This is a genomic window from Persephonella sp. (assembly GCF_027023985.1).
Taxonomy (GTDB): Bacteria; Aquificota; Aquificia; order Aquificales; family Hydrogenothermaceae; genus Persephonella_A.
The window spans coordinates 16,773-42,136 of record NZ_JALVTW010000032.1; the positions used below are offsets into that span (position 1 = coordinate 16,773).

26 protein-coding genes and 1 other RNA gene are annotated in these 25,364 nt (G+C 36.6%); 9 read left to right on the top strand and 18 right to left on the bottom strand.

Annotated features, from left to right (window positions below):
• Nucleotides 1-59 precede the first annotated feature (59 nt).
• From MVE07_RS07765 to MVE07_RS07795, 7 genes are all read left to right on the top strand, one after another.
• Nucleotides 60-497 (top strand): hypothetical protein, encoded by a 438-nt coding sequence (locus MVE07_RS07765; protein ID WP_297456030.1) that lies wholly within the window; start codon nt 60-62, stop codon nt 495-497.
• A complete protein-coding gene (locus MVE07_RS07770; protein ID WP_297456031.1) occupies nt 494-1,207 on the top strand; it encodes a hypothetical protein in 714 nt (237 codons plus the stop codon). Before MVE07_RS07765 ends, MVE07_RS07770 begins: the two co-directional genes overlap by 4 nt.
• Before the next feature lie 305 nt (nt 1,208-1,512).
• Entirely contained in the window at nt 1,513-1,692 is a 180-nt protein-coding gene (locus MVE07_RS07775; RefSeq protein WP_297456033.1) for a hypothetical protein, read from the top strand.
• The gene (locus tag MVE07_RS07780) at nt 1,689-1,904 is read left to right on the top strand and encodes a hypothetical protein (RefSeq protein WP_297456034.1); all 216 of its coding nucleotides are present in this window, start codon (nt 1,689-1,691) and stop codon (nt 1,902-1,904) included. The genes MVE07_RS07775 and MVE07_RS07780 overlap by 4 nt, the downstream gene beginning before the upstream one ends.
• Nucleotides 1,891-2,292 (top strand): YopX family protein, encoded by a 402-nt coding sequence (locus MVE07_RS07785; RefSeq protein WP_297456036.1) that lies wholly within the window; start codon nt 1,891-1,893, stop codon nt 2,290-2,292. The genes MVE07_RS07780 and MVE07_RS07785 overlap by 14 nt, the downstream gene beginning before the upstream one ends.
• Nucleotides 2,285-2,485 (top strand): hypothetical protein, encoded by a 201-nt coding sequence (locus MVE07_RS07790; protein ID WP_297456038.1) that lies wholly within the window; start codon nt 2,285-2,287, stop codon nt 2,483-2,485. Before MVE07_RS07785 ends, MVE07_RS07790 begins: the two co-directional genes overlap by 8 nt.
• Nucleotides 2,486-3,255: 770 nt before the next feature.
• On the top strand, nt 3,256-3,402 hold the full coding sequence (locus MVE07_RS07795) for a hypothetical protein (RefSeq protein WP_297456040.1): 147 nt from the start codon (nt 3,256-3,258) through the stop codon (nt 3,400-3,402).
• Nucleotides 3,403-3,867: 465 nt separating this feature from the next.
• Here MVE07_RS07795 and ssrA read toward each other — a convergent pair.
• The 17 genes from ssrA to MVE07_RS07880 form a co-directional block, all read right to left on the bottom strand.
• Nucleotides 3,868-4,219: a transfer-messenger RNA gene (gene ssrA / locus MVE07_RS07800) on the bottom strand.
• 52 nt (nt 4,220-4,271) lie between these two features.
• Complete coding sequence (locus MVE07_RS07805) at nt 4,272-5,291, bottom strand: YeiH family protein (protein WP_297456042.1); 1,020 nt, start codon at nt 5,289-5,291, stop codon at nt 4,272-4,274.
• Nucleotides 5,292-5,416: 125 nt separating this feature from the next.
• Complete coding sequence (locus tag MVE07_RS07810) at nt 5,417-5,911, bottom strand: SCP2 sterol-binding domain-containing protein (protein WP_297456044.1); 495 nt, start codon at nt 5,909-5,911, stop codon at nt 5,417-5,419.
• 56 nt (nt 5,912-5,967) lie between these two features.
• A complete protein-coding gene (locus MVE07_RS07815; RefSeq protein ID WP_297456046.1) occupies nt 5,968-7,263 on the bottom strand; it encodes an outer membrane protein transport protein in 1,296 nt (431 codons plus the stop codon).
• 89 nt (nt 7,264-7,352) lie between these two features.
• Nucleotides 7,353-8,447 (bottom strand): 4Fe-4S binding protein, encoded by a 1,095-nt coding sequence (locus tag MVE07_RS07820; protein WP_297456048.1) that lies wholly within the window; start codon nt 8,445-8,447, stop codon nt 7,353-7,355.
• A 2-nt stretch (nt 8,448-8,449) separates the two neighbouring features.
• Nucleotides 8,450-9,091, bottom strand: coding sequence for a molecular chaperone TorD family protein (locus MVE07_RS07825; RefSeq protein WP_297456050.1), 642 nt, complete (start codon nt 9,089-9,091; stop codon nt 8,450-8,452).
• Between the two features lie 51 nt (nt 9,092-9,142).
• Entirely contained in the window at nt 9,143-12,433 is a 3,291-nt protein-coding gene (locus MVE07_RS07830; RefSeq protein WP_297456051.1) for a molybdopterin-dependent oxidoreductase, read from the bottom strand.
• Between the two features lie 17 nt (nt 12,434-12,450).
• Nucleotides 12,451-13,335 carry an NrfD/PsrC family molybdoenzyme membrane anchor subunit gene (gene nrfD, locus MVE07_RS07835; protein WP_297456053.1) on the bottom strand — a complete coding sequence of 295 codons (885 nt, stop codon included), beginning with the start codon at nt 13,333-13,335 and terminating at the stop codon, nt 12,451-12,453.
• A gap of 1 nt (nt 13,336) precedes the next feature.
• The gene (locus tag MVE07_RS07840; RefSeq protein WP_297456055.1) at nt 13,337-13,972 is read right to left on the bottom strand and encodes a 4Fe-4S dicluster domain-containing protein; all 636 of its coding nucleotides are present in this window, start codon (nt 13,970-13,972) and stop codon (nt 13,337-13,339) included.
• Nucleotides 13,973-14,033: 61 nt separating this feature from the next.
• Nucleotides 14,034-14,492, bottom strand: a complete 459-nt coding sequence (locus tag MVE07_RS07845; RefSeq protein ID WP_297456057.1) for a hypothetical protein — start codon at nt 14,490-14,492, stop codon at nt 14,034-14,036.
• 14 nt (nt 14,493-14,506) lie between these two features.
• Complete coding sequence (locus MVE07_RS07850) at nt 14,507-15,688, bottom strand: ethylbenzene dehydrogenase-related protein (RefSeq protein ID WP_297456059.1); 1,182 nt, start codon at nt 15,686-15,688, stop codon at nt 14,507-14,509.
• Nucleotides 15,689-15,725: 37 nt separating this feature from the next.
• A complete protein-coding gene (locus MVE07_RS07855) occupies nt 15,726-16,883 on the bottom strand; it encodes a 4Fe-4S dicluster domain-containing protein (RefSeq protein ID WP_297456062.1) in 1,158 nt (385 codons plus the stop codon).
• A 15-nt stretch (nt 16,884-16,898) separates the two neighbouring features.
• Complete coding sequence (locus tag MVE07_RS07860; RefSeq protein ID WP_297456064.1) at nt 16,899-19,808, bottom strand: molybdopterin-dependent oxidoreductase; 2,910 nt, start codon at nt 19,806-19,808, stop codon at nt 16,899-16,901.
• 28 nt (nt 19,809-19,836) lie between these two features.
• Nucleotides 19,837-20,337: a rhodanese-like domain-containing protein gene (locus MVE07_RS07865; RefSeq protein WP_297456066.1), complete on the bottom strand. Its 501-nt coding sequence runs from the start codon at nt 20,335-20,337 to the stop codon at nt 19,837-19,839.
• Nucleotides 20,337-20,474, bottom strand: coding sequence for a hypothetical protein (locus tag MVE07_RS07870; protein ID WP_297456068.1), 138 nt, complete (start codon nt 20,472-20,474; stop codon nt 20,337-20,339). The genes MVE07_RS07865 and MVE07_RS07870 overlap by 1 nt, the downstream gene beginning before the upstream one ends.
• An 18-nt stretch (nt 20,475-20,492) precedes the next feature.
• A complete protein-coding gene (locus MVE07_RS07875; protein ID WP_297456070.1) occupies nt 20,493-21,629 on the bottom strand; it encodes a YeeE/YedE thiosulfate transporter family protein in 1,137 nt (378 codons plus the stop codon).
• Between the two features lie 53 nt (nt 21,630-21,682).
• Complete coding sequence (locus MVE07_RS07880) at nt 21,683-22,666, bottom strand: rhodanese-like domain-containing protein (RefSeq protein ID WP_297456072.1); 984 nt, start codon at nt 22,664-22,666, stop codon at nt 21,683-21,685.
• Nucleotides 22,667-22,937: 271 nt separating this feature from the next.
• On the opposite strand from MVE07_RS07880, the gene MVE07_RS07885 reads away from it, so the two are divergent.
• Nucleotides 22,938-23,381, top strand: coding sequence for a RusA family crossover junction endodeoxyribonuclease (locus tag MVE07_RS07885; RefSeq protein WP_297456074.1), 444 nt, complete (start codon nt 22,938-22,940; stop codon nt 23,379-23,381).
• The gene (locus MVE07_RS07890; RefSeq protein WP_297456076.1) at nt 23,371-24,630 is read left to right on the top strand and encodes an MgtC/SapB family protein; all 1,260 of its coding nucleotides are present in this window, start codon (nt 23,371-23,373) and stop codon (nt 24,628-24,630) included. Before MVE07_RS07885 ends, MVE07_RS07890 begins: the two co-directional genes overlap by 11 nt.
• Here the strand turns inward: MVE07_RS07890 and MVE07_RS07895 are convergent.
• Nucleotides 24,619-25,338, bottom strand: coding sequence for a DUF72 domain-containing protein (locus tag MVE07_RS07895; protein ID WP_297456077.1), 720 nt, complete (start codon nt 25,336-25,338; stop codon nt 24,619-24,621). The two genes, MVE07_RS07890 and MVE07_RS07895, sit on opposite strands and share 12 nt — an antisense overlap.
• Between the last annotated feature and the right edge of the window lie 26 nt (nt 25,339-25,364).

The window sequence follows — 25,364 nt, forward strand, 5'->3', positions numbered from 1 at the left end:
CCTCCAGCTTTCAACTGGACTGCCGATGCCCTCCAGGGCAAAAACAAAAGGAGGAGAAAATGAACGAACTTTGGGAGTTATACAAAGAGATACATGAAAACTGGAAAGGCTACATAATCGTTGTAGCAAGAAATAACAGAATAGAACCAGACGATTTACTTGACGCAGTCATAGACTACCTAATTGATTACAAAGTAGACAACATAAAGCAACTAATACACAAAAAAGCCTATGAGCTTAGATACAAGAAGGAATTACCAATATCTAAATTCTACATAGAAGATGAAAAGCAAGAAGAAAAACTTTTTGAAGTGCTTCAGTTTTACAACTATGAGGAACCACAGGAACAAATAGACTGGTTTTCAGGTCTACCAGAAGAGCTGAGAACCTATCTACTTTCCAGAGTTCGCATTGAAAAAACTCTCCCTATCCAAGAAAGGGTGAGGTTTAGACAAAAACTTAGAGAAGCACAAAAACTATTAGGAGGACAACAATGATTAAAAAAGAAGAAGCAACAATAACACTTGCAACAACAACAGACCTATTAGGGTCAAGTCCTTCTACAGACCCGGCTAAAGAATTAAAAAAACAAGAAGCGAAAAAGGAAATAAAAAGACTTGAAAAGGCTCTGAATAGAAGAAGCACAACAGCAGAAGAAGCAGAGATAATAGAACAGAGAATAGCTCAGATATTGGAAGACCTTGAAGAACATGGAATAAGTCTTGACGATGAAAGACAGATAACTATTTTTCCAAGAGATGAGCAAGGTAGACTTTCAATACTTCACTATCAGATATTAGGCTTACTCAAGGAAACAGCCTATAACTTCAAAAGAGAAAGAAATATCAAGAACCTGATTAGTCGTTATGTAAAAATTGAGCCAAGAATTATTCCAATGAAAAGAGATGGAGAATATATCTATCAGCCCGATGACTTGCTTACAAGACCACTAAGGGCTATGACTCCTCAAGGGCCAATAGTTAGTCTTGCAACAAGCGAACTACTACATCCAGAAATAGAGATTAGTTTCAACGTCAGAGTTGCAAATTTAGAAGGAATGAACTTGCAAAAGATCTTAGATCTCTTTGAAGTAGCAGAGGAATGGGGAGGATTGTTACAGTGGCGAACTGGAGGATACGGTAGGTTTGAAATAAAAGAAGTGGCTACATCTAAAAAAAATAAGAAGAAATTAGCTGCGGCTAAGTAAAGATTAGATAGGCGCAGTGGAGCTATGGTCGAGTATTGAAAAGTATGGTTATGGTGAAGCCAAGAGCTGTTAGGCACTGTCTTGGTAAAGTTCTGAATAGCATCGCAGGGCCAGGGCTGAGCTTTGCTGTGAGGGGTTTAGTGTGGGTTATGTATCGAGTTGTAATGCCAAGGCGGCGTCCAGTAATGCAGAGCAAAGTATAGTTTTGTCGCAATACCCTCATCAAACGGGTAAGTTTCAAGGGTAAAGCGTGATTAAGCTATACAATGGGGCTCTTGCCCCTTTATTAAATAAGGAGGTTTAAGATGAACAAAGATAAATGGATTAAACAACAACTTGCCCTAAAGGGCATATACAACTATTCACAACAAGACTTTGACAGGCTGAAGTCCTTGTTTATTGACAACATTACCAGTCTAAAGATGGATAAATACACCGCCTTTGACAGGGCTTTTCAGGCGGTGTTTGGGAGGAAAGGAAATTGAAAATATTTGATAAGAAGCTCGGATATAAATTCATCTGCGATATTTGTGAAAAACCTGCTTCACTATGGTGTGATAGCGAGGAAGAAGCAAGGTTGCAAGCAAGAGAAACAGCGAGAAGAGAAAATTGGAAATGGGAGCATCCAGGGTGGGTTCTTTATTGTTCGAAATGTTTTATTAAAAAACATGGAGGAGAGAGAGATGAGGCAGATTAAATTCAGGGCTTTTATAGAACCTTTAAATTCTATGATTCAAGTGAGTAAACTCACTTTGGCTACTTCTGGAGATGTAATGGTGTGGATAAATGACACATTCTACTTTGATGGACATGAAGCTCATTTGATGCAATACACAGGTTTAAAAGACAAAAACGGAAAAGAAATATATGAGGGGGATATTGTGAGGGTAAATATAGATGAATTACCGCCTTATACCACTGTTGGCCAAATAGTATATTCAGCACCAGCGTTTGCGTTGAAAAATAAAAGTGGGGCTTTGGAGAGCCTGGAACTACTAATAATGAATTATGCCCCAGAGAAAGTATTAGAAGTCATCGGCAACATTTACGAAAACCCTGAATTGTTAGAGGAAAACAATGTTTAAATGCACAGATAACCTCAAAGATGACAACTTTTATTTAGAAGATAGTATTATAAAAGAAATAGCAAACTTTATTATTGGGGTATCTCATGAAAAAGGCCGTGATTTATGCGAGGGTATCAACAGACCAAGCAACACAGAAAGAAACACCAATCAGCTCACAGATAAGCGAATGCTTCAAGTATGCAGAAAATAAAGGATTTACTGTTGTTCAAGTATTCACAGATGAAGGAATAAGCGGGACAACAGACAAAAGACCCGCCTTTCAGCAAATGTTAGATTACATACAGAATAACGATATTCAAGCTATCATTACCTTTGACACATCAAGATTATTCAGAAATATTAAGCATAAAATGAACTATAAAGAACTCTTTGATAAGTTAGGAGTAGAAATACACTATGCCTCAAACCCCTTCTTATCCGGAAATCCTAATAATGACGAAGAAAGGTTGGCAAGATTTTGGGCAGAAGGTGGAGCTATGCTTTTTGATGCATGGTATCCAATCTTTTGCTCTGTTCATATAAAAAGAGGGAATAGAGAAAATGCAAAACAGGGGTTTTGGAACGGCAGACCCTTACCTATCGGATATAAAACTGTAAAGGTCAAATACGGGAACACAACAAAATCAAAGATAATAAAAGCAGAAGAAGAAGCCCATATATATTTCAGAATTTTATCTCTGTTTAAGCAAGGATTTGGAACAAAAGAAATAGCTAAAAGATTAAATGAAGAAGGGCTAACAAACAGAGGAAAACCTTGGAAATACCAATCTATTCTAAAACTCCTGAAAAATGAATTATACAAAGGTGTATTATACGGTGGAGGAGAAAAGTTTCAGCATGAGCATTTAAGATACATTTCGGATGAAGAATTTGAAGAAATTCAACAGGAACTGTCCAAACGGATTAAACACAGCCGAGGGAAGATGAAATCAAACCTCTATTTTATCGGCATTTTAAAGTGTGGTAGATGCGGTTCTGCAATGGTCACAGAAACAGCAAAAGGGAATAGATACCACTACTATGTATGCAGCAAAAGAAGAAAACATAACCAGTGCGACCAGAAGAGATTACCAGCAGATAAAGTTGATAATTATCTGTTGGATATAGTTTTAAACAAAATATTAAACGAAAAAGTTCTACTTCAAATTAAAAAAGCCATAGAGGAAGAAATAAACACTCATATAAAGCAGATAAAACAAGAACGAGAAAGCATTAAAAAAGCAATTCAGGCTATAGATACTAAATTAAACAATATCCTGAAAGCCATAGAAAATGGACTGATAGATTTCAATGATGACGAAATAATAGAAAGAAGAAGGCAATTAAAAGAAGAAAAGAAAAACCTTGAAAGCAAATTAAAGATTTTAGAACACCAAGCCAACAAGAACTGGGTAGAGATAAATATAGACCTGCAGGAATTTAAAAACATAATCATTGACTATTACAAAACTGGGAATGCCAAGCAGATTAGAAGACAGTTAGAAAAACTGATTGATTATATTGAATATGACAACGATGAATTCAGGATTTTTTATAATCTGGACATGTTCAAGTTCGCCCAACCTTTTCTTTTGGTGGAGGCGGGGGGAATCGAACCCCCGTCCGAGAACGGCCGTTGCTCGGGCTTTCTACAGGCTTAGCCTGTGTTTAAATTCTCGCCTGCAGCGACCCCACAGGCAGGGTATCTGCAGGCAAGCCCTGTAAGGTTTCGGAAAGTGCCTACAGGGCAGTCAGCACTTTCCTATCCCGTGTGTCTTACGCCCTTCCTGAGCCCACGGGCAAGCTCAGGAGGACGTCGCTGCGCTAATTAGGCAGCGAGAGCGATTTCGCGTTCGGGAATTGTTGTTGTTTGGTTTTTTACGGAGTATCCTTCTCCGGCCTGCTGACCCGGCGTAACCGTTCCCGTCGAACCCGGATCGCCCCCATATTCAATTTGAGCATAATAAATTTAGACCTTTAATAAAAATTGTCAAGACCTATCCAAATATCTGATGAACTACTTTTGTTACTATCATTCCTCCAAAGAAAAGAAAAGCAAATATTAATGCAGCAGCATAGATAGGTTTCATACCTACACCTTTAATTTTGTTTATATTCGTTTCCAGACCCATAGCTGCCATTGCAACTGTGAGTAAAAACCCATCAACTATTCTTATATAATGAACAATGTTGTCAGGGATTATATGAAGAGAGTTAACTCCAACCATTGCTATAAATCCAAATACAAAATATGGGATAGGTATGTCTCTCAGAGTTACACCTGCTCCGTGAGTTGCATGCTTTTTGGCAAGATAAAAGCTAAGTGCTATCAGAAGAGGTGCAAGCATCATAACCCTTGTCAACTTAGCAATAGTCGCCGTATTTCCGGCTGGTTCAGAGATAGCAAAACCAGCTGCCACTACTTGAGCTACTTCGTGAACAGTTGCTCCTGTCCATATTCCATATAAAATATCGTCAAATCCAAGGGTAGAGGCAAAATATTTATATATGACTGGATAAACAAACATCGCAGTAGTTCCGAATATTGTTACGGTTGCAACTGCCATAGCTGCATGATGCATTTCTGCCCTAACAACAGGAGCAGTCGCTAAAACTGCAGATGCTCCACATATAGAACTTCCGGAAGCAACAAGATAGCTGATTTCTGGGTCTAAGCCAAAGAATTTTCTGGAAATAAATACACCAAGAAGAAATGTAGATGTAAGCATTATCGTATCAACTATTAATCCTTCAATCCCAACTTCCATAACGTTTTGAAAGGTTAATCTAAAACCAAGGAATACAATTGCTATTCTCAAAATTTTCTTTAAAGAAAATGTTACTCCAGGTTTAAAACTTTCCGGCATTTTCCATATATTTCCTATAAAAACACCAAGCAAAATGGCTATTATTAATGGACTAAAATTTACAGTCTCTTTTACAACTTCAAGCTTTGATATAAATGTTGCAATAATGGCAATTACTGTCGCAAAAATTACCCCTGGAATGTATTTCATTGATTTACCTCAAGATTTTATTTGATAGCTAAATATAATAAAGAATTGTTTGTGATATTATCCAATTTGGAAATTTTATAAATGTATTGAAAAATTTAAAATAAGGGGGCAAAAGCCCCTTCTTATTATGGACATTCCATTGTATGAGGAATTTTATCTATATTGAGGAGAAAAGCTTTGAAAGGTCCCATGTTGTTCATAGCTTCCCATTTTGAACCAATAAAATCCAGTTTTGACATTATACCCATTCCCATAAAACCAAATTCACCTTTTGCAAGAGATTCCCAGTTTTCGTCTGTGGCGGACATGATGAAATCTGCTTTTTCATCTGTTGCTTTTCCGCCATAAACACAGATAGCCTTTCCATCTTTTGGGGCTATATGAAGTTCAACGGCTTTATCTGCTCCGCATTTTTTTCTATAAAATCTGATAATTCTATATTCTCTTTTTTCTTTAATTGCTTTTGTTGCCCATTTTCCAAGACCATCTACCAATTTTGGTGTTTTGTTCCATAATTCACAAAACTGTTTTGCATACTCTTCATCCATAAATTTTGGTGTCGCATATGAGAATCCAATTGTGAATATGAATGTAAGTAATATTACTCCCATTTTTTTCATTTTCATCTCCCCTAATGATATTTTTTAAGCAAGGGAGCAAAAAGCTCCCTAAAATGTTAGAAATGCCAGTCTAAAGATACACCTATAGAATCTTGAGCATTTTTAGCTCCTGCTAAAAGCCTTCCACCGTTTGCTGTTGATTCAACTTTTTTCTCAAATGCATGAACATAAGATGCATTGAGAGTGAAGTTTTCTGTAAACTGATATCCAAATCCCAGTGTTATATGGTGTTCTGTAATAGCTGGAAATCCGATTAGGTTAAACCATTCAATCTCATAATCTGAAAATCTACCACTAAAATCTGGAACTGTATTGTTTCTATTAACAGCATCTAAATTATTTTTATCTCTAATAGGAGATTTTGCATAGTTATAACCTGCTCTTAATGCCAGTCTTGGTGTGGCTTTATATTCTCCACCAACTGCAAATACCCATTGGTCTTTCCACTTAAACTGCTTATATCCATCTGCATCTGACCAGTTAATCCATCTTATATCAAAACCCATTTTTAATTCAGGAATTGGTTTAAATCCAACTCCAACAGAGACTTCCTGAGGTTGTTCAAGTTTTAAATCATCAAGTTTTCCTGTCATAGGATTAGAAATAAATACATTTTTGTATTTCATTTTTACTGGAGATTGATAATATGCACCCAGACAAACGTTATGTAAAGGCTTGTAATTAATACCGATAGATGCGCCTATCCCATAAGACTGTGACTGACCTCCACCTGCATTCCATGTTGTTCCGGGAACACCATCTCCATCAGCGTCATAAGCCATTGTAGCACCTAAATCTAAAGAACCCCATGCCAGATGTAAGGCTCCACCGATAGCCAATTGGTCATTTACTTTATATCCGATAGCCGGAACAATTCTCATAAACTGCAAAGATGTATGCATTCTGTTTAAACCATTTTTATCTCTATAATCAACACCCATTCCGGAAACACCATAAGCACCAAGACCGATAACTATTCTGTCATTTATCTGGTTTGTAATTGCTATTTCTGGGATAGTAAAAGTATCTGCATCTGAAGTTTGATAACCGGAATCTACCGGAACTACTCCTCCGGCTGTTGTGTCATCAGTATCCCAATAACCTTTACTTCTACCTTTAACATGAGGCATAAATAAAATTCCACCAAAGCTAAGGTTAAAACCTTTTTGTCTTGCAAGCCAGCCAGGGTTTCTGAAAATAGAATCTGTCGGTTCAAGGCAAATACCTGTGCCCAGTCCTCCCATAGCCCTTGATGCAGGAGATACACCAATCATGTTATCCCCATTTGTAGCAAATGCTGCTGTGGAAACCACCGCTGTAATTAGAGCTACCGAACCTGCCACCTTTCTCATGATACAAACCTCCAAATATATTTAATATAGTTTTTATATTTTTAATAAAAAATCATAGTGTTATGCGGGTTGTCAAACACTAACTTTGATTATTCACCAATTTGGAGAAGGTCTCTGATTTCATCCTCCAATTCTCTACATCTTGGACAGAGTGTTGTATCCCCCTTATATGAGAAAGGTATCATGCATTCTTCACAAGGTATCATAATATGTTTAGCAAGAATTTCTGTTTCATTTAAAAATGTGTTGAGAGTTAGTTCCTCTTTTAGATGAAGACAATCTTCAGGACATACTTCGTGACAAACTCTGCATTTTATACATAAGGCAGGTTCAAAAAGAATTTGTAGTCTCTCTGCACCCGGTTTTAATGCTCCTGTTGGACAGATGTTATAGCATACTGAGCAATTTGTGCATCTGTAATTATCTATCCATTTGTCTGAAGTAAAAGATATTTTTTCTACAGAAAATTTAATTTCCTTCTGTTTTTCTTCAGGTATGTTTAGACTATTTAATGCTTCTATTAGTGCTTTTCTTTTTTTAAGGCGAACTTTTTCCTCTACTATATTTTTAGGAGTATCCTCTTCGTTTTCTTCTTTAACCGGGATTTCAGGCATTAATGCCCAAAATGTGAGTCCAGCTGCTGTTTTTGTAAATCTTTTTAAGAAAGACCTTCTGTCATTTTCTTGTTTACTTTCAGGTTGTATTTTTAATTCCTCAAGTCTTACTCTAAATTCAGAACCTATTTGTTCTAAAACATAATTTGCTTCTTCAGCTAAGTTTTTTATTCTTTCAAGTAGATTTCCTATTTCACATTTAGAACAATGGCCAATATCCAGAACCAAATCTTCCTGAAGCTTTAAAACAGTAGCTATAAGATACTCAATATTAAAGGCTGATAAACAAGGTAAATCTCTTTTACAGCTGAGAGTGTTTTGTTTTTGTTCTACTAATTTTTTATGTAATCCATAAAAATCTAAATTCTCAAAAGAAAAGGCTTCTGAAGGACAGATTCCTGCACACGCTCCACAGGATACACATTTTTCAAAATCAACTATTATCTTGTAATCTTCCTGAGTTATAGTTTCCTCAATAGGACATATAGAAGCACACAAATTACAGGAAGAATCTTTGTAATAGATATGAACACAGTCTGAAAATTTAAATCTTAATGGATTGTTTTTCATGATTAAACTGCTGCTTCTTCACCTAATTCTTCTGCAAGGGCATCATAGTCTGACAGGATAAACTCCAGTGCAAGCTCACAAACATCTTGATAAAAAGGTGTTTCTGCCATGTCCTTTGCAGATAGAAGATAAATAGTTCCCCAGTTTGCGAGATGTTCTTCTAAAAACTGTTTTTGGATTTTTCTTAGTCTTTCTGCTTCTTTCTGATTTCCTTTCTGTAAAGCTTCTAATTCTTCTTTTGCAAGGGTCATCATAAATTCCATTTCTACCGCAATATGGTCTGGTGATAAGGCTCTTGTTTCATTAAGGTCAATTGAGTATCCATGTTCTCTATAAAAAACAAGTGTCGGGTTTGTTATGGAAGCATCTATATGCCCCTCATCATTCATAAATACTGACTCATAGGGATATACATTAAGGAGAAATACAGTTGTGAAATCTACATTTAAATCTTCTTCAATCAATTGTTTAATATCCTTTTCATTAAACTTGTTCCATTCTTTTGTTTTAGGGAACAAATCAAGTAGTTCCGGTGTCTCTTTTATTTTTCTTAATGTTTGTTCATCTATTTCCTCAATAAATAGTCTTGATAACAGACCATACATATTTATTCGTGCTTGCAACTCCTGAATCTTCTCTTCCATAATTACCACCTCTAAAAATAAAATGGGGGCATCTGCCCCCTATTCAAGTTTCTATTCTTCAGATTGATTATGTTCGTATCCTGGCATTCTGTATGCTTTATCAGTATGTGGATACCATGGTCTTGGGAACCATTTTGGTCTTCTCAGTCCGTTTGGTCCAGGTGCTGGTCTTGTAAGCTGGTCTCTCCATGCTTGATAGACTTTAAATGTCTTGTCTGTATCAACAACAACATCACCAATTCTATCTTCTGGACCTGCTTTTTCTATAAGAACTTTCTTATGCCAGCACTGCATACCTGATAATGGATCTGGGTTTGGTGGGAATACTGCGTTTTGCCATACACCTGTAGTTCCTTTCCACCATACCTCTTTAATATCTTTGTTAAATTCTGGATATGGCCATTTAAGCCATTTTTCACTATGTTCTTTTTCAATTTCTCTTGGAATAGTTCCTTCTTGGGTTCTCATTTTCCATGTATTGCCTTCTCTCTTGATATCAACTCTTACAGAGCCAAATGTCATTATACCGAGAGGTTGATCGAAGCCTTCTACATTTACAAAGTTTCTTACTCTCCATCTACCTTGGTGGTGGGAGCAAGCAACAACACCTGGTCTTACAGCTTGAGTTGGCATTGCCATACCAACAAAATATCCTGTTTCTATTCCGGTTAGAGTATCGACCACTCTGAGCTTAATAGCATCTCCTCTCCTAATACCTAATCTTTTAGCATCTGCTTCATTGATCCATACAGGGTTGTGGTTTTGTGATATTTCCATAAGCCATTTTGCGTTTACAGACCTTGTGTGAATATTGTAAGGAAGTCTGTAAATTGGGTTTAAACAGAATGCGTTTTCTTCATTCATAAATGAGTGGTGAACTTGAGAAAGGATATGTATCCATTTTCTCTTATGTTCTTCTTTGTATGGATATATTGGTATTGCATATTCAGGCCAGTGGAACTCTACAAGTGTTTTTGAGTAGTATTCAAGTAGTCCTGTGGCTGTATGGAAACCTTTTAGAAGTTTTCCATCTTTCATTACACCGATAACGTGTCTTTCTGAGTGGTATTTATCTCCGCCGTGTCCTTTAAGGTATACAGTTCCTTCTATTGGGTCTATCTCAAGGGCACTTCTTGGTATCCATTTTCCTTTGTATTTATATGCATCTTTTTCGGGATCATAAGGAATTTCTCTTTCCATTACGTAATAAACATTGGTTTCTTCTGTCCATGCACCTCTGTCTCTCATATATTCGTAAGGAGTAATACCCATTTTTTCACATACTTTCTTAAGACCTGGTATTGTGCTAAATGCAGCGTTATACCACTCTTCAACTGTTACAGGGTGTCCTGGATTTTTCTTAGATTCCCAGTATTGTCTAATTCCAAGTGAACCATCTGGGTCTATTGCCCATGCCAGATTAATCCAGAATTCATCGTCTTCCCAAACTTCACCAAGTCCTGCTTTTTTATGTGCTTCCAGAGTTGCTTTCCATGGTTCTTTAGGTTTCCATCCCATCTTTTGAAGGGCAACTCTGAGAACTGGTTGTCTGAATGCTGTCCATCTTTCTGGTTTTGTTTCTGCTGTTTGGTTATCGTGTCTTTCTCCTGCAAGACCTACAGGCAAGATATAGTCAACAAACCAGCTTGTTTCTGACCATGTTGGAGAAAGATGAACAGTTAATCCAAATTTGTTTTCATCTGTTAAGGTTTGTATCCATCTAAATCCGTCTGGGTTTGTCCAGACAGGGTTATACATTCTTCCAAACCATACTTCTATTTTATCCGGTATTTTAAGTCCTCTTTGTTCCCATTTCTTTCTCCATTCATCATCAGAGAGGAGGTGAGGAAGTATTATACTCATTTCATAAGCAGCTATAGGCCATTCAGGTGGGAATAATAGCTCACTCCATGCATCTACAGGTTTAGGCTTGTCTTTGAGAGTAGAAGCTCCACCATTGTTTCCAACACCCAATCCGTGCCAGTGGTGCCATCCTGTCCCACCAACACTACCGATAGAACCTGTAAGAACGAGGAGGAATTCTCCTGTTCTACCTGCATTCATCCAACCACCACGGTTTCCTGCAGCTTGTGCTCTCCAGTAATAAGAAGTAATTCTATCTCCTGCCCAGAGTATCATTTCATAAAGTTTTTCCAATCTATCAAGTGGAACTCTTGATTCTTTTGCCGCCCATTCAAATGTGTATGGAGCATAAAGTTCTTTAAGAACTGCTATGAAATCGTCAAATGTTTCACCTTCAGGTAACTTAGAGATTAATCCTTCATTTTTAAGATAGTTTAGATACTCTTTATCTTTTATAAATGTTTTCCAGTTAACCCATCTTTCAACAAATTTTCTATTGTATTTATCTTCTTGGAGCAATCTGTTTGCCATTGCTAAGAATATAGCACCCTCTGTTCCAGGCCACACAGGAAGCCATAAATCAGCCATTCCAGCAGAGTTAGAAAGCCTTGGGTCTAAAACAACCAGTTTCGCACCTTTTGCCCTTGCATCTGCAATGTATCCTGCGTGCTGTTGATAGTAGTGTCCAGCATCCGCTGCGTGCGAAGATGAGAGGAGTATAAGTCTTGAGTTTGCAAAGTCTGGAGAAGTTCTATCATCACCAGACCATGTGATTGAACCAAGACGTCCACCTGAAGAACAGAAGTTTGTGTGGGAGTTATGGTAATCTCCTCCCCATGTCCATACGACTCTTGGCTGAAAACCATTATAGTTTGGTCTTCCAACGTGATACATTATCATTTTCTTGGCATATTCATCACCATTTTTTGCTTTCTTTATAACTTCTCTCATTCTTTTTCCTATAGTTTCAAGAGCCTCTTCCCAGGTTGTTCTTACCCATTTACCTTCTCCTCTTTTGGAACCTGGGGCTCTTTTCAGTGGAAATGGGATTCTATCTGGGTCATACATTTGAGAAAGAGCCGCATATCCTTTACCACAGTTTCTTCCCCTTGAGCCTGAGTGGAAAGGATTACCCATAAATTTCCTTACTCTAAGACTATCTTTGTCAACCCATGCTGTAAGACCACAGGCAGCCTCACAGTTACTACATACAGTAGGAATAATCATATAATTAATAAGTTTTACACCGTTTCTTAAAGCACCACCATGTTTTTTCCAGTAGTCCCCATCAGGTTCTTTCCAGTCATTCCATTTATCAAATGGTGGATAATAATCTAATCTTGATGGTGTAAAAGTAAGTTCAGAATTTGTTTCTGCCTGTGCGGCAGGATTCATTTTTCCAACAACACCTTTAGCTAAAGCTGCTCCACCGATTGTTGCAGCAATTCCTTTTATAAAGTTTCTTCTTGTGGTCCTCATTTATACTACCCTCCTAATTAGCTTAATGGTAAACATTGTGGAGCTATAAGCCATGCATGTTTTATAAGCCACAATCCAATTAATGCAAAAATTGCAGCTATCCACGCATATCTGTATTTTCTAAACTCATTTGCAATTCCAACTAAAACAATTGGAATAATGAATGCAAATAACATTCCAAGCCAGAAGAATGGAGCAACTTCACCAAAGGCAAGAACTTTAATTACTTCGTAAGAGAACTCACTGTGCATTTTAGCAAATACAAGTTCTCCTATGAACATTGCTGCAGCAAGGAATGTGCTTCCAAGGAGGATATAACCAAGTTCTCTCCTAATCTCCTCTTTTAAAATATGTCCATAAATTGCATCTATTATCAGGTATGCTGCAGAACCGGCTATCATTGCACTGAGGAGCATAGAAATCATTTCTGCTGGGAATACCCATACTTCCCTTGCAGTTGCTTCTCCCATAATGCCGGCTGTGTATATTGTTGCGAAGAATGCAAGTATAAATCCTGGGATTGCTACTCTATCAAATAATTTTTTATTTCCTGTAGCCCATGCCCAGAAAGAAATCAAAAGGACTATAACAAATGCAGAAACAACCCATGCACCGAGAGTTACTGCTGATGTAAAGTGTGGATGGAAGAATATATGCCAGAATCTAAACATATGATGAAGGTCTAAAACAGTTACAAGGAGCGTAATACCGATAAATATAATTCCTAAAATTGGAAGCCATTTTCTAAAGAAATTGTCTTGCTCAGGATATCTTCTAATGAAATAAAATCCAAGTAAGAATGAACCTGTTGCTATACTTTTTGCCCACATGTTTGTTGAAACGAGCCATCCCCAAACTATTTTAGGGAGAGCCACATCAAAGGTTACTTCTGCCCCTATCATTTTAATGCCCTCCTATGTGGTCTAAAAACTTAACTTCTGTAAATAATGTGTAACCTTCCGGTCTTTCTGATGCTAATGGATCTAATGCAACTGTAGAACCTCTTACGTAGAAATGTTTTGGATGTGTGTTTAGTTCAGGTTTTCTGACCATAACATCTCTGTGATTTTTAAGATACTTAGAAATTTCAGACTCTGGATCATCAAGGTCACCGAAAATGTTTGCATGTGTTGGACATGCTACAACGCAGGCTGGCATCATTCCAACCTCAATTCTGTGTGCGCAATATGTGCATTTGTCTGCAGAATTTGTAATTGGGTCAAGATAGATTGCGTTATAAGGACAAGCCATCATACATGATGCACAACCGATACATCTATCATGGTCAACATTAACAATACCGTTAGGTAGATAATGAAGAGCTGATACAGGACATATCCTTTCACAAGGTGCATTATCACAGTGATTACATCTGAGTGGAACAAAATGTCTTTTTACATCTGGGAATTCACCCTGATCAATGTATTTAACCCTTAATCTCCAGCTGTGCAGTGGAACATTATTTTCAGCTTTACAGGCAACTGCACAGGCCATACATCCCATACATCTGCTCAGGTCTACCAAGAATCCTAATCTCATGGGATACCCTCCTAATAATATTTACCAGAGGGGAGTAAAAACTCCCCGTAACATATTCGTATTACAAACAACCTTTAAAGAATCCAGGTTTTGGTTTTGGTGTAATTTCATATTCATCTAATTTCAGAACAGGAATTCCATCTTTTTTACCTACTATAACACCGGAAGCATCCATTGAACCATCGTATCCTTCAAGTAATTCGTAGTAATATACGCTATCTTTAGAGGTTTGAATGTAATAATAGTCTCCTTCTGTAACATCAAATACAACTATTTTAGGTTCTCCTGTATAGATGTCCTTTACACCTTCCCATGCTTTGTGTGGAGGGCAGGAAATAAGACTATCAACATCTCCTGTTTCTTCAGCATCTTTAGCACAGGCAAGGGCTGTTATAGTAGCACTGGTGAATTCAACTTCATTATCCTCATCATCTTCTGCAAATGCAGTTTGAACACTTACAGCCGTTATTCCAAGAGCTAATGATAAGCTAAGTGCAGATGCCAAAATATGCTTAATCATTTTATTAACCTCCATTATTTGAAGTTTTTCCAGTTTTTCAATGTAGAAAGATAAGCAACTATGTCTTTTATATCTTGTTCACTGAGATGAGAGAAAGGAGGCATTTTGGATTGCTTTTTACCGTTAACTACAATATACCATTGATACATGCTATTGTTGGGATATGCTTTGAATTTATCAGGTTTCTGGTTCTTATCATAATGTCTATTTGGGTTAAGGTTTCTAATTACTATTGCACTTGGATCTACTATAGACTCTTTTAAATATACAGGAAGTGCTATAGCTCCAATGTCTGAAAGATTAGGTGCCATTCCAGGAACAGCTGTATTTTGGTCATCAAATCTGTGGCATCCTGTGCATCCATTTTTAAGCATAAGTTCTTTTCCTCTTTTCGGATCACCTAATTTTTCTCCAGGGTATCCCCAGGATACATATTTGAGATATTCTGGGTCTACTCTGTAGTTTCCAAGTTTTATAAATTTCCAGCTTGAGAGAGATTTATTTCCATCTCTTTCATTTTTGTTCCCATCCCATATAGCAAATGCTATAGGAACAAGTCCTGCTGCTAAGTTTGAGTTTTCTGTCTTAAGTGGTCTTTTGAATACAGCTGTCCATTGTTTTGTATCCTTGTTGTATTTCATCTCAATTTCAGCAGGTTCTTTTATCTCTGTAAGTGAACCAAATCCTTCTGAGATAAATACTTTTTGATAATCTCTTCCTGCTACATCTTTTTGGAGATAAACAGTTACAGGATGGTTTTCATCTCCCATTCCAATATATGGAAGTGTGGTTCCTTTCCCAAATTTGTTTGGAAATTCAATACTTACACCATCTGCAAACTGGTTAGTAGTTAGTGTTGGCTGGACAGATGGAGTTTCATCTTTCCACTGAACGTAAACAGCTATGTTATTTTTGTTGTATGCAACTTTTACTGTTGCTTTTACTACATCTTTTTTAGGTATAAGTTCATTCGCCTTTTTATCATTAAGTCTTACAGATATTTGTGGATAAAGTGCAATCTCTTTTCCTGGAATTGAATTCCAGAAATTTGCAGATGGGTCTGCAGGAATAGTTCCATTTACAGCTTTAGCATTTATTACTTCTTCCTTCATAAAGTCTTCTTCAGTAGCACCGGCAACATTTGAAAGTATCAATGCTGATAATCCTAATGCTGCGAATTTTATGCCTCTTTTCATTACTTTCCTCCTTGCTCCATTTTTCAAGAAGGGGAAATTACTCCCCTTCTTTCTCCTCTTTTAATGCAGGTTGTGTCTGGAAGTAAACTTTTCCATAAATTCCTTCTACTTTTGGAGTATTTGCACCTTGAACATATCTTTGGTCTATCAGCTTGAAGTATTCTGTTCCTTTTAATCCTTGTTCTGCAGCAACTTTTTGGTAATAGTTTTCATCAAGTCTGAACATATCTGCGTGGTTGTAAGCAATCAGAATATCCATTAATTCAGACTCTTCTCCTCTCTCTCTTTTTGCCATCTCTTCTTTGAGGGTTTTAATAGCCTGATGAACTTCAGGTCCAAAGAGTTTTTCAAGATATTCAATAGGAATTCTTTGTTCGTTTTCTATAAGTTTTCCTTCTTCATCAAATTTTGGAGGAGCAATTACAGGTGGAACATAGTAAACGTTAGGCTGTGTTCCAAAGTCCGGTCTGAGTGGAAGTGCAACTTTATATTTGTGAACCAGCTTATATACCTGTCCTTCTTCATCATCAAGGAAACCTACAAATCTTATTCTTCCTACGCACTGATGAGCACATGCAGGAGGAAGGCCTTTCTCAATTCTTGGGAAACAGAATATACATTTTTCTGATTTAGAAAGTTTAGGGTTGAAGTAGATTTTCTTATAAGGACATCCTGCAATACAGTATCTGTATCCTTGGCATCTGTCAAGGTCAACAAGAACTATACCGTCTTGCTCCCTTTTGAAGATAGCTTCCCTTGGGCAAGCAGCAAGACATCCTGGGTTAGAACAGTGGTTACATATTCTTGGAATATAAAAGTAGTAAGAGTTAGGCCAGTCACCTATACCAACATCCTCATCCCAGTTTGGACCCCATTTAGGGTCTTCGTCTGGGGAAAGAACAAATTCATCTGCTGGAGTGTTAAATATTTCATCATGGTTATAGTCCCATGGCACTCCATAGTCAACCATATCTGGAATAATTCCGTCTCTCAGGTTCCCATTTTCATCAAATCCACCACCGGCTTCCATCCAGTTCCTTGGATAACCTGCACCCGGGTGGGTTTCTACGTTGTTCCAATACATATATTCTCTACCGTTTCTGTTTGTCCACTGGGTTTTACATGCAACTGTACAGGTTTGGCAACCAATACATTTATTTAAGTCCATTACCATTGCTAATTGTCTTTTAGCCATTATTAAACCTCCTTATTAAGCTTTCTCAATATCTACTGTTGTTTCGTATGCATGCTGGTTACCATCCCAGTTTCCACCAAACATAAGGTGTCCCCAGCCATCTGAAAGCTCAAGTAAGTTCAACGGAGATGCGTTAACAGCGTTATGTGATTTGTTTCCTTTGAAGAAGAACGGTTCCCATCCGTGTTCAAGTATAATTGCATCTTTTGGACATGATGGATAAACCTTAGCCATTGCGTAGAATTCACCGAGATCGTTAAATACTCTTATTTCATCTCCGTCTTTTATTCCTTTTTTCTTAGCGATTTCCGGATTAATCATTACGTATGGAACACCCCTTTGTAATCTTTGGAGAAGTGTTGATTCTTTATATGTTGAGTGGATAGACCATCTTGCGTGAGGTGTCATCATAACAAATGGGAATCTCTTAGGTCTGATTGGTTCTTTTGCTGTTGGAACGTTAGCACCAAACTCAATCCACCTGTCATGGTCAACGTAGTATGTAAGTCTTCCTGAAAGTGTTTCAAATCTTTCAAATAAATAAAGATTATTTTCAAATGAGTTATAAGGTTTGTCAGGATAAAGTGGGGATGATTTTCCTGCTTTCTCGTTAAGAACTATGAAACCACCTCTTTTTCTAACTGTTTCAATATCGTTAGGTTGGAATTGGTCAACACTTTCAAGTGCAAGCTCAACTGCATCTCTGTCATTTCTGAGTTTTCCGCCGTATGTATATTCTTCAACAACTTTATCAAGGTCTCTGTATCCTGTTTTAGAGTGGGTTGGGTCAGGTATCTTGATATACTTTTTGTCTCCGGTTTCTTTGTATTTCTTCATAGCAAGTTCTTGTAGTTTTTCAACAATCAGTGTGCAGATTTCCCACTCAGATTTTGATTCGCCAACAGGTTTAAGATTTTGAGGTGGTTGTGCCATATTAGCGTATCTATGGTATCCAGGGTTTGTTCTTATATCCCATACTTCATACATAGATTTAGCTGGGAGAATTATATCTGCATATTGAGCAGTAGAGTTCATTCTCCAGTCAACATAAGCGAAGAATTTAGCTTTTTTGAGGAATGCTTCTCTGTATGTGGCACCTTTACTTCTTCTGAATCTTGAGTCACCGAAAATCAGGAATGTTTCTACAGTGTCCCAGTAAGGTTTACCATCTTTATTGTGGAAGTTTTCTTTCCATTTTTCGTCGTTTCCAAAGTTTGCAAGGTCTTCTTTGATTTTCTTAAGGTATTCCTCTTTAGAAAGACCTGTTGCTCTTTTTACATCTTCATCATCATAAAGTTTTTCAATATCTTTAAGCATATTTCCTAAAATGAATTCTTGGACAAAACCGGAAGCAAATCTCTGTTTGTATTTTCCAGAGAATCCGGAAAGTTTGCTCATTCCAGAAATTGACCATTCATTTTCTGAGTTAAATCCACCGTAAGGTCCGAGTCTTCCAACGAGTCCCGGTATTGATGCTATAGCTCTTTGTGTTAATAATCCATTGAAATATTTTCCAATTGTGAATCCCATAGAAATCATTACAACTTTTGGAAGAGCTATATCTTTAGCAAGTTCTTCAACTATTGTTGGGTGAACCCCTGTTAGTTTCCATGTTTTTTTAGCATCAAATTTAGCAGCTTCTTGTTTTACAAGCTCAAATACTGTTGTGACTTTTACTTTTTTACCGTCTTTGAGTGTTACTTCCCAAGAACCTTCAAGTGCAGGGTCAATATCCCAACCTACATCTTTAAGTTTGAGTGTTTTTACAGGAGCACCTTCAGTTCCAGGCATTGCTGTAAGTTTATTTGTTTTTGTATTCCATGCGAAGAATGCTTTTTCTGGTTCCCACTCTTTTCCTTCACCTTTTTCTTCAAAGAGTTTGTAAAGGTCTTTGTCAAACTCCGGTGTTTTTTCAGGGTCAATATCAGAAAGTCTGAGAAGTTTTTTGTTGTCAAGTCTTACCAGGAATGGAAGGTCTGTAAAGTGTTTTACAAATTTAGGTTTATATAATTTTTTCTTGATTATCTCATTAATAATTGCCATTGCTAAGAAACCGTCATATCCGGCTCTTACAGGCACCCATAAGTCTGCGTGGACACAAGATGCGTTGAAGTCCGGAGTAATAACTATATTTTTAGCACCGTTGTATCTACCTTCCCAGAGGAAGTGGGCATCCGGAATTCTTGTTTTGTTAGGGTCTTGTCCCCACCAGATATTTACATCTGTTGTGTAAAAGAAATCATAGGAACAACCAACGTTTCCCTCTCCGTAAACCACTGTAACACCTGGGAACATATCACCAACATAAGAAGCTATGTAGTTTCTTACAGCTCCAAGGAGTGTTCCAAGTCTTTTTCCTGCAGCCCCTCTACCTTCTGTGAGCATTCCGGCACCAACGTGGATAAAGAGGCCTTCAGGACCTTTTGTGAGCATTGTTTCATATATGTTTTTAGCTACTTCTGTGATAGCCTCGTCCCAGGAGATTCTTTTCCATTTTCCCTCTCCTCTTTTTCCCACTCTTTTGAGAGGATAAAGGATTCTATCTTTTTCATAAGTTACATGTGAATGTTGAACCCCTTTGTTACATCCCCTTGGGTTAAAGTCTGGAATTTTAGGGTTAATAGGTGTGTAGTTTGCTACCTGGTTTTCCCTTGTGATTATTCCGTTATTTACCCATACATCCCATGCACAGTTACCCTGACAGTTTACACAGTGATAAGCGGTTCCGTGATCCTCTTTGCTACCGTAAGTAAATGCGAATTCTTTTCTATACATTGTTTCAGTATAGCTGGTGTTCGGATACGAGCTTCTTGGGTCTTCTACTATTGTCGCCTGGTCTTTTGCAAAAGCAGCATTTCCACCTAAAGCTATTCCTGCGCTTGATGCTGTTAAGGCTTTAAGGAAATCTCTCCTTGACAGTGCCATATATCTTACCTCCTTTTATTGTCTTGGTTTATAGACAACCACCGCCTCCACCAGCGGATGGTGGTGTATATTCATCTTCATCTTCTGGATAACCGGCTTCGTCCCAAGCAACTATGCCACCTTTAAGATTTCTGACAAATTTGAAGAATTTTTTACATTTTTCAAATACTTTTGGGTCTCCGTTTTTAGATACTATTACTGTAGGAACATAAGGGCTTATTTGTGGACGTGCGTCTTTTGGAGTTTTGCTAAGGTCACAATCTGGCATTGGGATAGCACCTGGAATATGAACCAGTGTGTAGAAATCAGTATCTTCTGCTTCATCTTCTTCTTCTTCAGATGGTTTATAAGGTCTTACATCTATAATTTGAAGATTAATTTTTGGATTTGACATTTTGTCTGCCAGTTCATCAACGGTCATAGGCAGATTGTTTCTCAACTCTACTTCTTTTTTACCAAAGGCAAGGAGAACCCCTGATAGAACTATTATTACTGCGATATAAATGGCTCTTTCAATTTTAGGACTCATTATTCTCCTCCTTCTGAAGAAGCCTGAACTTGTTGTGCTTGTTGTTCAAGTTTTGAAATATCGGCTTTAACACCTATTATTCCGATTATAAGGACTAAAATTCCTATCCAGAATAAAATTCTTTCTGTCATACTCATGATAATCCACCTCTTATATTAGTCGTAAACAGCATCTGATTCTTTTTTGGCTTGAATAAATTTGCTCCATCTACCAAAGTAGATTAAGTTTGCTGTTAAAACTCCTACCACAAAATAAGTTGCAGATTGTGCCATTGAGCCTACAGAAAGTGTTGGATAAGCTGATAAGAAAGCTCCTGTTGTGCATCCACCACCTATCATTGCACCAAGAGCAAGGAAAACACCTGCAAAGAACACGAGTATAAGTCTTACCCATGGGAATGGTGCAACACCTTTTGCAAATGCTGGTGGAACCACATCAAATTTGAATGTTCCTGAAATTATTGCAGAGAGAAAAGCACCAGGTAAAACTCCCATAATTAATCCTGCGTGCCAGATTATTTTAGGACTTATTTTTGGCACTACAGCAAGAGGATGTCCTATCAGATGTGCTACCCATCCTACAAAAGCAAGTGCACCACCTGAGAAACCTAAGTATTCACCCTGTGCGGTAGCCCAGGCTATTATTAAACCTGCTAATATACCTGATATAGCCCAGTGCCACTCACCTTTAATGATTTTAGCAGCAAGTGATTCACCTTGAGGCTGGTCATAGCCTATTTTCTTAGCAGGATCAACCCAATCTGCAATTAATGCGAATATTATGAATAATACACCCCAAGCTACAGCAAGAGGTCCATAAGGTATACCCAATACACCATATAGAGTGATTTTTTCTTTCATTCCTAAGATGCCAACATCAACAAGCCATGGTTTTATCATTGAATAAATTACTATTCCTATTATTAGCCCGATAACACCGGCTATAGAAACAAATTTTCCTGCACCAACTCTGGCAACACATGTTCCTGGACAAAAACCTGCTGAAGCCATTGCAATACCAAACAGGAATCCTCCTACAAGATGAGCAATTCCCATATACGGCATAATTCTTGGCAGGAGATTTGTTTGTTCGGCTATACCAAATATATCAGCAAGTCCGTATATTATGGATGCAGTTGCAATACCCATAAAAGCAAATTTCATAATTTTCAGGTCTCTGAGTAAAAGCATTCCTTCAACTCTGGAATATCTGATGGCACCAACTTTGTGAAGAACAATTCCAAAGAGTGCACCTGTTAAAAGTCCCATTAGCAGATGGTTTATATGTTCCATCGCAAAAACCTCCTTTTATGTAAAAGGGGGACACAAAGTCCCCAGATTTAGAATTATCTTCTTCCCATTTTTGTTTCTACTGGAACGTTTGGATCGTTACCCCATTCATCCCAAGAACCTACGTAAACTTTAACTTTCTTAAATCCAAGGATTTTGAGTGCTGTAAATACGAAAGAACCTCTACCTAAACCAACGTGACAGTATGTAATAACTGTTTTGTCAGGAGTTAAACCTTTTTTCTCAAGTTTTTTGAGAACTTTTTTGAGTTTTTTAAGTGGTTTGAAAAGATGTTTGTTTGGTTTTCCTTTTGGGTTTCCTGCATATTTTTTCCACTCAGAGAATACAGCTCCTGGTATGTGTCCACCTCTTTTAACCTTTTCATGTTTTCCTGGTTCAGCTAAAGCTTCAAGAAGTTTTTTACCTGTGTATTCTTGAATTCTTCTTGCGTCAAGGATAAAATAGTGGTCTGGATCTTTAATTGCTTTGAGAACCTCTTCTTTTGTAGCTATGATTTCTTTTCTAATATGAGGTGTGAATTTCTTAGGTGGAGGTTTTTTAGCTGGACCTGTTTCAACAGGGTATCCTTTAGCTTTCCATGTGGCAAAACCACCATCCATCATTTGAACATTGTCAACACCGTACAGATAGAGGAAAAACCATACACCTGAAGCGTTTGGACCTCTACCATCGTCATAAGCTATAACATGTGTATTGTTGTCAATTCCGAGTTCTTCTCCAATGAATTTTGCAGCTCTGTCAGGACACATTGGAAGTCCACATTTTTTGATATCGTTGAGAAGGTGAAGGTCGTGTGCAAAAGCGTTTACTGAACCTGGGATATGTCCTTCTTTGAATTTTTTAGGACTGTCACCATCAACAAATCTTACATTAGGTTTTCCAAGAAGTTTGTGAGCTCCATCAACATCAATGATGAACTTCTTAACAAACTCTTCGCCTGTTGGAACTTCAGCGAAAGATGGTGCTGCGAATGCAGCCATTCCTGCAATAGTGAGTATTGCCTTGTTTACTTTTCTCATTTAACTACCTCCTGAAAGGAAATTTCTAATTCACATATTCATAGATTTCTTGACCTAAGTCAATAATATACTCAAAGTATATGGGGTTAACAACAGCTAACCATTGAAATTTCTTATTTTTCTGGAAATTAATAACTTGATTACCTTGATTCCTAAGGCCTTAGAAAATAATAATTTTTAAGCTGATATGATTTTTAATAGGGTGTTGTATTTAAAAAGTAAATATAGGTATTTGTATGTTAAAAAATTTTAACAAAAGGCAGGTAAACTAATGAAAAAAGAGTTTTATCTATCTTTTATCCCTCCCTCAAAAGCAAATAGGGTGAAGATAAACCTCAGAGCTTACTCAAAAAGTGGAAAAAGATATATAGTTCCTAAAGATGTTTCTCTGAAAATAAATAAAGCTATATGGGAACTTCAAAATCAACATGACGGAGAAACTTTTTCAAAGCCGGTTGAGGTGGACATTCTTTTTATTCTGCCTAATAAAAGAAGAAGGGATTTAGATAATATTATGAAAACCCTTGGAGATTGTCTGGTTTATGCAGGAATTATCAAAGACGATAATTTAATCTATAGACAGGTTCTTGAAAAAATTGTGGTGAAAGGTGAAGAAGGTGTTATTATTAAAATAAAGGAGCATAAAGAAAAATCTACGCAGACAAAGGTTCTGGAAAAATTAAAAAAGTATAAAGAGAGTGTTGATGGAATTTAAACTCACGCCTGAAACATATGAACTGTTATTCAAAATAATTTTTTCAATGGCTGCAGGCCTTCTTATAGGACTAGAAAGGGAGCATAGAACAAAATCTGAGATATTTGCAGGAATCAGAACATTTCCTCTTATTTCCCTTCTGGGAATGTTATCAGGATTGATTTTTGATAAATATTGGAATGGAGTTCTTTATTTTACTTTTGGTGCGATTGTTATTCTTGCAGTTATTAATTACTATATGGAATATAAAAAAGATATAGGTTCAACCACAGAGATAGCAACTTTCATTGCCTTTGTAATAGGACTACTTATCTATTATGAATACTACTATATAGCCGCTTTTCTTTCTGTAGCTACTACCGGTTTACTTGCCCTTAAAAGAACCCTTGAAGGATTTGCAAAGAATATTTCAGAAGAAGATATTTTTGCCATAATAAAGTTTGTCTTAGTGACTGTTATTATTTTTCCTCTTTTACCAGATAAAAATTATGGTCCTTTTGATGCAATTAATCCCAAAAATATATGGGAAATGGTTGTTCTTGTATCTGTAATTGATTTTATTGCATATATAATCCTGAGATGGAAAGGAACTAAAACATTATGGATTACAGGTGTTATTGGTGGCATGATTTCTTCTACTGCTGTTTCTTATGAACTTGCAAAATTATCCAAAAGATATTCTGCAGTTATATATTCTGCATTTTTTGGGATTGTTCTGGCCTGGTTAATAATGAATTTTAGAGTTTTAGTGCTTGCAGGTATAGTAAATTTTAGAATTTCTCTTATTTTGTCTTTGCCGCTAATTCTTCTTTCAATTATTTATATATTGATTCTTGGGTTTATTTTCTTTAGAAAAAAAGAGGAAATTAAAAAAACATCAGAGCAAGAAATACAGTTTAGTAATCCATTTCAAATAACATCTGCATTACAATTTGGATTGATTTATGGAGTTATTTTGTTTTTAACAAAGGCTTTAAATTACTACATGGGAACGAAAGGTGTTTTTATAGCAAGCTTTTTGTCTGGGGTAATAGATGTTGATGCTATAACACTTTCTTTATCAAATATGGCAAAACAGGGAAATATTGAAAGTATAATTGCTGCTAAAAGTATAATGCTGGCTGTAGTTTCAAATAGTATTTTTAAGTATCTGTATATATTCCTTTTTGGAGACAAAAATTTGGTAAAAGAGATGGCACTTATTACTATTATTACAATTGTTCTTGGAGTTGCATATTTACTTATTTAATAAATCTTTAAACTGCTGTGCATTTTCTGGAGCATATCCATAGTAATCATTATTAAAATAAACAAAAAGTTTGTCTGGTGGATTGGTTTTTATTTTTTTAACCCATTCTGCAAGTTCTTCTACTGAATACTTGTATTTATACCAGTCTGTTTTTCCGTGAAATCTTATATATGCTATGTTTGTATTTTTAACAAAAATTTCAGGGAGTTTAGGGGCACTTACACTGCAAAAAACAATATTATTTTTACCTAAGATTTTAAAAACCTCTTCATTCCACCACGATTTGTGTCTAAACTCAAATACATTTGTAAATTCAGGATTTACAACATCCAATACTCTGTTTAAATTTTCTTCAAAATATTTAAAACTTGGTGGCATCTGGAACAAGACAGCACCTAATTTTTCTCCTAATGCTTCTGATACAATTGAATAAAATTCTTTCATCTCTTGTTTTATATCTTTTAATCTTTTTATATGGGTAATATGCTTATTTACCTTTACTGAGAAAACAAAATTTTCAGGTGAAATTTTGTGCCATTTTTTTAAGCTACTTTTTTTAGGAAAGTTATAAAATGTGGAATTTATCTCTACTGTATTAAATTTTGAAGCGTAGAACTCAAACCATTGGGAAGGTTTAAGTTCTTGTGGATAAAATCTTCCTTTCCAGCCCCAATAAAAAAAGCCTGAAGTTCCAATAAATGTATACATATATCTTAATATAAGGTTGTCATTAT

Coding starts and splice junctions, on each gene's coding strand:
- MVE07_RS07840 (WP_297456055.1), bottom strand. CDS start 13,972: ATGAGATTAGGATTCTTGGTAGACCTGAGCAGATGTATGGGATGTATG.
- MVE07_RS07850 (WP_297456059.1), bottom strand. CDS start 15,688: ATGAAAAGAGGCATAAAATTCGCAGCATTAGGATTATCAGCATTGATA.
- MVE07_RS07805 (WP_297456042.1), bottom strand. CDS start 5,291: ATGAAATACATTCCAGGGGTAATTTTTGCGACAGTAATTGCCATTATT.
- MVE07_RS07810 (WP_297456044.1), bottom strand. CDS start 5,911: ATGAAAAAAATGGGAGTAATATTACTTACATTCATATTCACAATTGGA.
- MVE07_RS07890 (WP_297456076.1), top strand. CDS start 23,371: ATGGAATTTAAACTCACGCCTGAAACATATGAACTGTTATTCAAAATA.
- MVE07_RS07785 (WP_297456036.1), top strand. CDS start 1,891: ATGAGGCAGATTAAATTCAGGGCTTTTATAGAACCTTTAAATTCTATG.
- MVE07_RS07870 (WP_297456068.1), bottom strand. CDS start 20,474: ATGAGTATGACAGAAAGAATTTTATTCTGGATAGGAATTTTAGTCCTT.
- MVE07_RS07860 (WP_297456064.1), bottom strand. CDS start 19,808: ATGGCACTGTCAAGGAGAGATTTCCTTAAAGCCTTAACAGCATCAAGC.
- nrfD (WP_297456053.1), bottom strand. CDS start 13,335: ATGATAGGGGCAGAAGTAACCTTTGATGTGGCTCTCCCTAAAATAGTT.
- MVE07_RS07895 (WP_297456077.1), bottom strand. CDS start 25,338: ATGTATACATTTATTGGAACTTCAGGCTTTTTTTATTGGGGCTGGAAA.
- MVE07_RS07855 (WP_297456062.1), bottom strand. CDS start 16,883: ATGGCTAAAAGACAATTAGCAATGGTAATGGACTTAAATAAATGTATT.
- MVE07_RS07875 (WP_297456070.1), bottom strand. CDS start 21,629: ATGGAACATATAAACCATCTGCTAATGGGACTTTTAACAGGTGCACTC.
- MVE07_RS07825 (WP_297456050.1), bottom strand. CDS start 9,091: ATGGAAGAGAAGATTCAGGAGTTGCAAGCACGAATAAATATGTATGGT.
- MVE07_RS07880 (WP_297456072.1), bottom strand. CDS start 22,666: ATGAGAAAAGTAAACAAGGCAATACTCACTATTGCAGGAATGGCTGCA.
- MVE07_RS07770 (WP_297456031.1), top strand. CDS start 494: ATGATTAAAAAAGAAGAAGCAACAATAACACTTGCAACAACAACAGAC.
- MVE07_RS07820 (WP_297456048.1), bottom strand. CDS start 8,447: ATGAAAAACAATCCATTAAGATTTAAATTTTCAGACTGTGTTCATATC.
- MVE07_RS07790 (WP_297456038.1), top strand. CDS start 2,285: ATGTTTAAATGCACAGATAACCTCAAAGATGACAACTTTTATTTAGAA.
- MVE07_RS07865 (WP_297456066.1), bottom strand. CDS start 20,337: ATGAGTCCTAAAATTGAAAGAGCCATTTATATCGCAGTAATAATAGTT.
- MVE07_RS07845 (WP_297456057.1), bottom strand. CDS start 14,492: ATGATTAAGCATATTTTGGCATCTGCACTTAGCTTATCATTAGCTCTT.
- MVE07_RS07830 (WP_297456051.1), bottom strand. CDS start 12,433: ATGAGGACCACAAGAAGAAACTTTATAAAAGGAATTGCTGCAACAATC.
- MVE07_RS07775 (WP_297456033.1), top strand. CDS start 1,513: ATGAACAAAGATAAATGGATTAAACAACAACTTGCCCTAAAGGGCATA.
- MVE07_RS07885 (WP_297456074.1), top strand. CDS start 22,938: ATGAAAAAAGAGTTTTATCTATCTTTTATCCCTCCCTCAAAAGCAAAT.
- MVE07_RS07815 (WP_297456046.1), bottom strand. CDS start 7,263: ATGAGAAAGGTGGCAGGTTCGGTAGCTCTAATTACAGCGGTGGTTTCC.
- MVE07_RS07765 (WP_297456030.1), top strand. CDS start 60: ATGAACGAACTTTGGGAGTTATACAAAGAGATACATGAAAACTGGAAA.